Annotated in this window: 6 protein-coding genes and 1 riboswitch; of the genes, 3 read left to right on the top strand and 3 right to left on the bottom strand. The window is 72.3% G+C overall.

Annotated elements, in window-relative coordinates:
- On the top strand, positions 1 to 441 hold a 441-nt coding region (locus KBX53_RS18875), incomplete at its 5' end, for a carbonic anhydrase (RefSeq protein ID WP_210860708.1).
- A 56-nt stretch (positions 442 to 497) separates the two neighbouring features.
- Here KBX53_RS18875 and KBX53_RS18870 read toward each other — a convergent pair.
- Both KBX53_RS18870 and KBX53_RS18865 read right to left on the bottom strand, forming a co-directional pair.
- Positions 498 to 1,517, bottom strand: a complete 1,020-nt coding sequence (locus KBX53_RS18870) for a hypothetical protein (RefSeq protein WP_030329547.1) — start codon at positions 1,515 to 1,517, stop codon at positions 498 to 500.
- A gap of 4 nt (positions 1,518 to 1,521) precedes the next feature.
- A riboswitch (cyclic di-AMP (ydaO/yuaA leader) is annotated at positions 1,522 to 1,652 on the bottom strand.
- A 166-nt stretch (positions 1,653 to 1,818) separates the two neighbouring features.
- Positions 1,819 to 3,189, bottom strand: coding sequence for a YibE/F family protein (locus KBX53_RS18865; RefSeq protein ID WP_210860706.1), 1,371 nt, complete (start codon positions 3,187 to 3,189; stop codon positions 1,819 to 1,821).
- 358 nt (positions 3,190 to 3,547) lie between these two features.
- Here KBX53_RS18865 and KBX53_RS18860 point away from each other — a divergent pair, with 358 nt between their 5' ends.
- Positions 3,548 to 5,584 (top strand): copper-translocating P-type ATPase, encoded by a 2,037-nt coding sequence (locus KBX53_RS18860; RefSeq protein WP_030329543.1) that lies wholly within the window; start codon positions 3,548 to 3,550, stop codon positions 5,582 to 5,584.
- Between the two features lie 6 nt (positions 5,585 to 5,590).
- Here KBX53_RS18860 and KBX53_RS18855 read toward each other — a convergent pair whose 3' ends face one another.
- Positions 5,591 to 5,887 (bottom strand): metal-sensitive transcriptional regulator, encoded by a 297-nt coding sequence (locus KBX53_RS18855; protein WP_030329541.1) that lies wholly within the window; start codon positions 5,885 to 5,887, stop codon positions 5,591 to 5,593.
- A 95-nt stretch (positions 5,888 to 5,982) separates the two neighbouring features.
- On the opposite strand from KBX53_RS18855, the gene KBX53_RS18850 reads away from it, so the two are divergent.
- The coding region (locus KBX53_RS18850) for a heavy-metal-associated domain-containing protein (protein WP_210860705.1) at positions 5,983 to 6,232 on the top strand (250 nt) is incomplete at its 3' end.

The raw sequence follows: 6,232 nt of genomic DNA, 5'->3' as shown, positions 1-6,232 counted from the left end.
ACGGCCGGGCACACCGCCGGCCCGGAGGTGCTCGGCAGCGTCGAGTACGCGGTGACAGTGCTCGGCACTCCGCTGGTGGTGGTGCTCGGTCACGACCTGTGCGGTGCGGTGCAGGCCGCCCGGGAGTCCGCCGCGACCGGCACCGCGCCGAGCGGCCACCTGGGCGCGGTGGTCGACGCCGTGCTGCCCAGCCTGCGCCGGGCCGAGGCCGAGGGCGTGGACGACATCGACGGCATCGTCGACATCCACATCGCACAGACCGTCGAGACGTTGCTCGGGCAGTCCCCGGTGCTGGCCGACGAGGTGGCCCGGGGGCGGTGCGCGGTGGTGGGGATGTCCTACCGGCTGGCCGCCGGGGCGGTGCGCCCGGTTGCCGCCGTGCCGGCTGGCTTCGCGACGCTGGACACCCCGGCCGACCCGGCTGCCCCTGCCACCGTGTGACATGACGAGGGCCGCTCCGCGTCACGCGGAACGGCCCTCAACCGGGGTCGTACGGGTCAGAGCAGCGACATGTGGACGTGGTCGGTGTGGTTCGACGGCCCGCTGTACGAACTCCAGCCGGTGGCCGGGAACCAGATCTGCCGGTTCCAGATCACGTAGTAGATGCCGAGCCGGTCGGCGTTACGGATGAGGAACGCGGCGACGTTGTTGCCGTACGTCCGGGTGTCGTTGTTGTGCCACGGGGAGAAGCCGCTCTTCTGCAGCGACCAGTCGCAGGCGCGGCCCTTCGGGTGCTCCCACGGCCCGCCGGGGCGGTAGCAGCCGACGAACCGGTTGAAGCCGGCCCGCTTGACCTCCTTGTACGCGTGCAGCGTGCGGGGGGTGACGCAGCCGGACGTGGTGGGGTCGTTCTCGCTGCACGACTGGGGCTTCCAGTCGCCGTCGGCGGTGCGACCCGGGCCGATCTTCGCGACCGGGGAGGTGGCGTCCACCAGGCCGCCGGTGAAGCCCTTGCCGCCGACGAGGGAGAGCGCCTTGTCGGCCTCGCTCTTCCGCTTCGCCATCAGGGCGGTCTGCTTCTGCTGCTCGCGGACCTCGGTGTCGAGGGCCAGCTTGGCCTGCTCGGCGCGGGCCTTCACCTCGTTGACCTCGGAGAGCTTCTTCTCGTTGACCATGTTCATCTCGTCGAGCACCGCGGCGCGCTGGACGAACGAGTCGGGGGCGTCGCTCTCCAGCAGCATCGCGATCGCGCCGATCCGGCCGGTCCGGTAGGCCTGGGCGGCGATCTGCCCGACCTGCGGGGCCAGTGCGGCCAGGTCGGCGTTGGCCCGGTCGACCTCGGCCGCCAACTCGCTCTGCCGCTTCTTGGATTTGTCCAGCTTGGACTTGGCGGCGGAGTAGTCGCGGTTGGCCTGCTCGATGACGTCGTTGAGCAGCTTGGGCTCGCCGTCCTCCTCGTGCCCGGACGGTGTGGGGTTCGTCGGGGCGGCGTGCGCCGGGAGTGGCCCGGCGAACACGGTCAGTGCGGCGATCACGGCCACCACGGGTGTCAACCAGCGGCGTAGGGGTGCCGTCACAATGTTCCCTTCCGTCGACCGCCGACCGGGTTAGCTGACGGGTTCGGGGCGGAAGCGGCCCCTACCGCTGACGCGGATTCACCCCACGTACCTGGGTCCCCGGCTCGCCGGTTGGCGATTGGGCGGTGGCACCGCAGGCGCCGCTTCGCGCCTTCATCGGTGACCGGCAGCGAGGTTACCCGAGAGTCGACCGGCTGAGCTACGCCTGGATGCCGACCAAAAGCGTCATTTCGCCATAGCGTTGAGTGACCAGTGACGTGGTTCTCAGGGTGGTTGCCCGATCTGGTCACGCTGAGGAGTGTCACCATGCCGTATCCGTGCTCCTGTTCGACTCCGGCCACCGGTCGGCGGCCTCGGGTGGGGGTGCGGCCCGCTGCCGGTCCGGCTTGTTGGAGCCGGCCGTTCGCGGTGAGCTGAGGGCGGCGAGTGCCTCGCTGCGGTCCGGCTGGGGGCGCGCGGCGGGAGCGTCGGCCGGCGGCACGGCGTCGGTACGCCCGGCGGCGGTCACCACCGCGGCCAGCCCGGTGGTCAGCGGCACGGCGGCGATCAGACCGAGGGTGGCGACCGCGCTGCGGACGATCTCCTGGGCGAGGAACTCACTGGTGAGGATCTGCCCGATCGGTCGCGCGTCGGCGGTGAGCAGGAGCAGCAGGGGCAGCGACGCGCCCGCGTACGCCAGAACGATGGTGTTGACAGTGGAGGCGATGTGCGCGCGGCCGACGCGGGTGGCCGCCCGGTACAGCTGCAACCGGGTGAGGCCGGGGTTGGCGTTGGCCAGTTCGGTGACGGTGGCCGCCTGGGTGACCGTCACGTCGTCGAGCACCCCGAGCGATCCGATGATGATCCCGGCGAGCAGCAGTCCGTGCAGGTCGACGTCGCCCTGGAACATCGACAGGGTGGTGGCGTCTTCGCTGCCGAAGCCGGTGAGGTGGGTGGCGGCCGTGGCGATGGTGGCGAGTACGCCGGTCAGCACCAGGCTGCCCAGGGTGCCGAGCACGGCGACCGAGGTCTGTGCGGTGACCCCGTGCGTCAGATAGAGCACCACGAACATGATCAGGGCCGCGCCGACCACCGCCACCAGCAGGGGTGACCTGCCGGCACCGATACCCGGGAGCACGAAGGTGAGCAGGATGGCGAAGCTGGCGGCCAGTCCGGCGAGCGCGGCCAGACCCCGCCACCGACCGAATGCGACGATCGCGGCCGCGAAGACCACCGCCAGCCAGATCATCGGGGTGCCGCGTTGGTGTTCGGCGATGTTCCAGTTGCTGGTGCTGGGATCGGTGGGATCGGTCAGCTCGACCAGGATGACCTCGTCGCCGACCTCGACCCGGGGTGCGCCGGGCCCGTCCGGCACCGGCGTCCGTACCTGCTGGCCGGCGGTCGGCCCGTCGTCCACCCGGACGTCGACGGTGCCGCACCGTCCGTTGCCGACCCTCGGGGTGCCCTCGGGGACCGACGCCGCCGGCGGGCATGGCTCGTTCACCACCCGGGTGACAGTGCCGGGGTAGCGCGGCACGTCAGCGCCGCCGTCGGTCTGCGGTGACCCGCCGCGCGGCCAGAGCAGCACCGCGGCGAGCACGGTGGCGACGAAGAGGGGTACCACCGTCACGACGAGGATCCGTCGCACCCTCGGTGGGGCGGACGGAGCCGGGCGGGTGTGGTCGGAACCCAAGGCGAGACTCCCAACGATCCGGTGCGGGGTACGGGTCAGCGAGCCGGGCGGTTCACCGTTTCGGTGGAAACGCGGCGGTCGGCGGGACGATTCGCTGCCTGACGACCGCTTGATCACGGACGGTCAGTGCTCGGCCCGGCCGGTCGGAGCCGACGTCACGTCGTGGCGGCGACAGTGCCCGACTGTGCGGCGGCATCCGGAGGGTCATCGGGGGAGATGCTAGCCAGCCCGTGGCGGGGTCGCAGGTCGTGGCGGAGTGTCGGTGGCCGAATCGCTCGCGTGGCGGCCCTCGGACCGGCATGTTGGAGCTATGCCCGCTCCGTCGCCGTCCGACCCCGACCATCGGCACGCCGGACCGATGCCGCACGAGAGGCCCGCCGGGCATTCCGATCATTCCGGGCACGACAAGCACGCCGGGCACGATCCGGCGATGTTCCGCCGCCGGTTCTGGGTCTGCCTGGTGTTGACCGTCCCGGTGGTGCTGACGAGTCATCTCGTGTCGGACCAGCTGGGCCTGGCCTTGGACGACGTGCCCGGCCGGTCCTGGGTGGGCCCGGTGCTCGGCTCGGTGGTGTTCTGGTGGGGCGGTTGGCCGTTCCTGGTCGGCGCGGTCCGGGAGGTGCGGGACCGGGCGCCGGGGATGATGCTGCTGGTCGCGATGGCGATCACCGTCGCCTACACCGCGTCCCTGGCGACCAGCGTCGGCGCGTTCGACCTGGACTTCTGGTGGGAGTTGGCCGCGCTGGTCACCATCATGCTGCTCGGGCACTGGCAGGAGATGAAGGCCATCGGGCAGGCCCGGGGGGCGCTGGCGGCGTTGGCCGCGCTGCTACCGGACGAGGCCGAACGGGTGGCGGCGGACGGTCGGGTCGAGGCGGTGCCGGTGGCCGGTCTGCGGATCGGCGACGTGGTGCTGGTCCGGCCGGGAGGTCGGGTGCCGGCGGACGGTCGGGTCGTCGAGGGCGGCGCCGAGCTGGACGAGTCGATGATCACCGGCGAGTCGCGACCGGTCGTCCGGTCGACGGGCGACCGGGTGGTGGCCGGCACCGTCGCCACCGACTCGGCGATCCGGGTACGCGTCGAGGCGGTGGGTGAGCAGACGGCCCTCGCCGGCATCCAGCGGATGGTCGCGCAGGCGCAGGGCTCGGGTGGGCGCGCCCAGTTGCTGGCCGACCGGTTCGCCGCCGCGCTGTTCTACCTGGCCACCGGCACCGCCGTGCTGACCGTGCTGGTCTGGACCGCGCTCGGTCAGCCGGACGAGGCGGTGGTCCGTGCGGTCACCGTCCTGGTGATCGCCTGCCCGCACGCGCTGGGTCTCGCCATCCCCCTGGTCGTCGCGCTCTCCACCGCGCTCGCCGCGCGGTCCGGGATCCTGGTCAAGGACCGACTGGCGTTGGAACGGATGCGGACCGTCGGCGCGGTGCTCTTCGACAAGACCGGCACCCTGACCCGGGGCGAGCACGGGGTGACCGACCTGGTGACGGTGCCTGGCGTCGAGCGGGACGAGGTGTTGCGGATCGCGGCCGGCGTCGAGTCGGAGAGCGAACATCCGTTGGCCCGGGCGATAGTGGCGGCGGCCGGGTCGACCGGCCCGGCCCGTGCCGCCGAATTTCGGTCGCTGCCGGGCCGCGGGGTGCAGGCGACCATCGACGGTACGCGGTACGCGGTGGGCGGGCCGACGCTGCTGCGGGAGCTGGACGTGTCGTTGCCGGCCGAGCTGGAGGTGGCGACCGGGCGGTGGTCGGCGCGGGGTGCCGCGGTGCTGCACCTGGTGCGGCTGCCGGACGCCGTGCTCGGTGCGTTCGCGCTGACCGACGAGGTGCGTCCGGAGGCCCGGCGCGCCGTCGACGAGCTGCGGGCCGAGGGTGTCCGCACCATCGCCATGATCACCGGTGACGCGCGGTCGGTGGCCGAGGCGGTCGCCGCCGACCTCGGGTTCCGGCCCGGCGTCGACGAGGTCTTCGCCGAGGTGCTGCCGGCGGAGAAGGACGATCGGGTGGCCGACCTGCAGCGGCGGGGGTTGGTGGTGGCGATGGTGGGCGACGGGGTGAACGACGCGCCGGCGCTGGCCCGAGCGGACGTGGGCATCGCCATCGGCGCGGGCACCGATGTGGCGATCGAGTCCGCCGGGGTGGTGCTGGCGTCCTCGGACCCGCGCGGGGTGGGTGCGGTGGTCCGGCTGTCCCGCGCGTCGTACCGGAAGATGCGACAGAACCTGGCCTGGGCGGCCGGCTACAACGTGGTGGCGCTGCCGCTGGCCGCCGGGGTGCTGGCCGGGGCCGGCGTGACGTTGAGCCCGGCGGTGGCCGCGGTGCTGATGTCGGCGTCCACCATCGTGGTGGCGCTCAACGCGCAGTTGCTGCGGCGGGTCCGTCTCTATCCCGTGCCGGACTGACGCCCGTCAGCCGCGCTTCATGAGCCGGCCGACCGCCGCCATCATCTCGGTGGCCATCTCGTCGGCCCTGCCCTCGGCGGCGCCCTCGTGCATGCAGTGCCGGGCGTGCCCGTCGAGCAGCCCGAGGGCCACCTTGTCGAGGGCGGCCTGGATCGCGGAGATCTGGGTGAGCACGTCGATGCAGTAGCGGTCGTCGTCGACCATCTTCTCGATGCCCCGGACCTGGCCCTCGACGCGGCGGAGCCGCGCGAGCAGCTGGTCCTTGCTGGCGGTGTATCCGCGGATCGGGGTGGGTGCGGTCATGCCGACCAGGATAGCGTACCCCTGGGGGGTATGGTACGGTCGTGTTCCGGTTGGATACCCCCACCGGGTACCGGTACCGTAAAGGAGACGATCCGATGGTCAACACGACGTACCAGGTGCAGGGCATGACCTGTGGGCACTGCGTCAGCGCGGTGAGCGCCGAGGTCGGTGCCATCGCTGGCGTGTCAGACGTCCAGGTCGACCTTGCCTCCGGCCGGGTCACCGTCAGCAGCGATCAGCCGCTGGACACCGCCGTCGTCCGGGCCGCCGTCGACGAGGCCGGTTTCGACCTCGTCGACGCGTGTTCGGAGGGCCGGCGGGCGTACCCTGACGGAACTGGGCGGG

This window comes from Micromonospora sp. M51, assembly GCF_018070305.1.
In the GTDB taxonomy this organism is placed as follows: Bacteria; Actinomycetota; Actinomycetes; order Mycobacteriales; family Micromonosporaceae; genus Micromonospora; species Micromonospora parva.
Note: the sequence above shows the minus strand (reverse complement) of the source record. Positions and strands in the feature narration are given on the sequence as shown.

Coding starts and splice junctions, on each gene's coding strand:
- KBX53_RS18855 (WP_030329541.1), bottom strand. CDS start 5,887: ATGACCGCACCCACCCCGATCCGCGGATACACCGCCAGCAAGGACCAG.
- KBX53_RS18860 (WP_030329543.1), top strand. CDS start 3,548: ATGCCGCACGAGAGGCCCGCCGGGCATTCCGATCATTCCGGGCACGAC.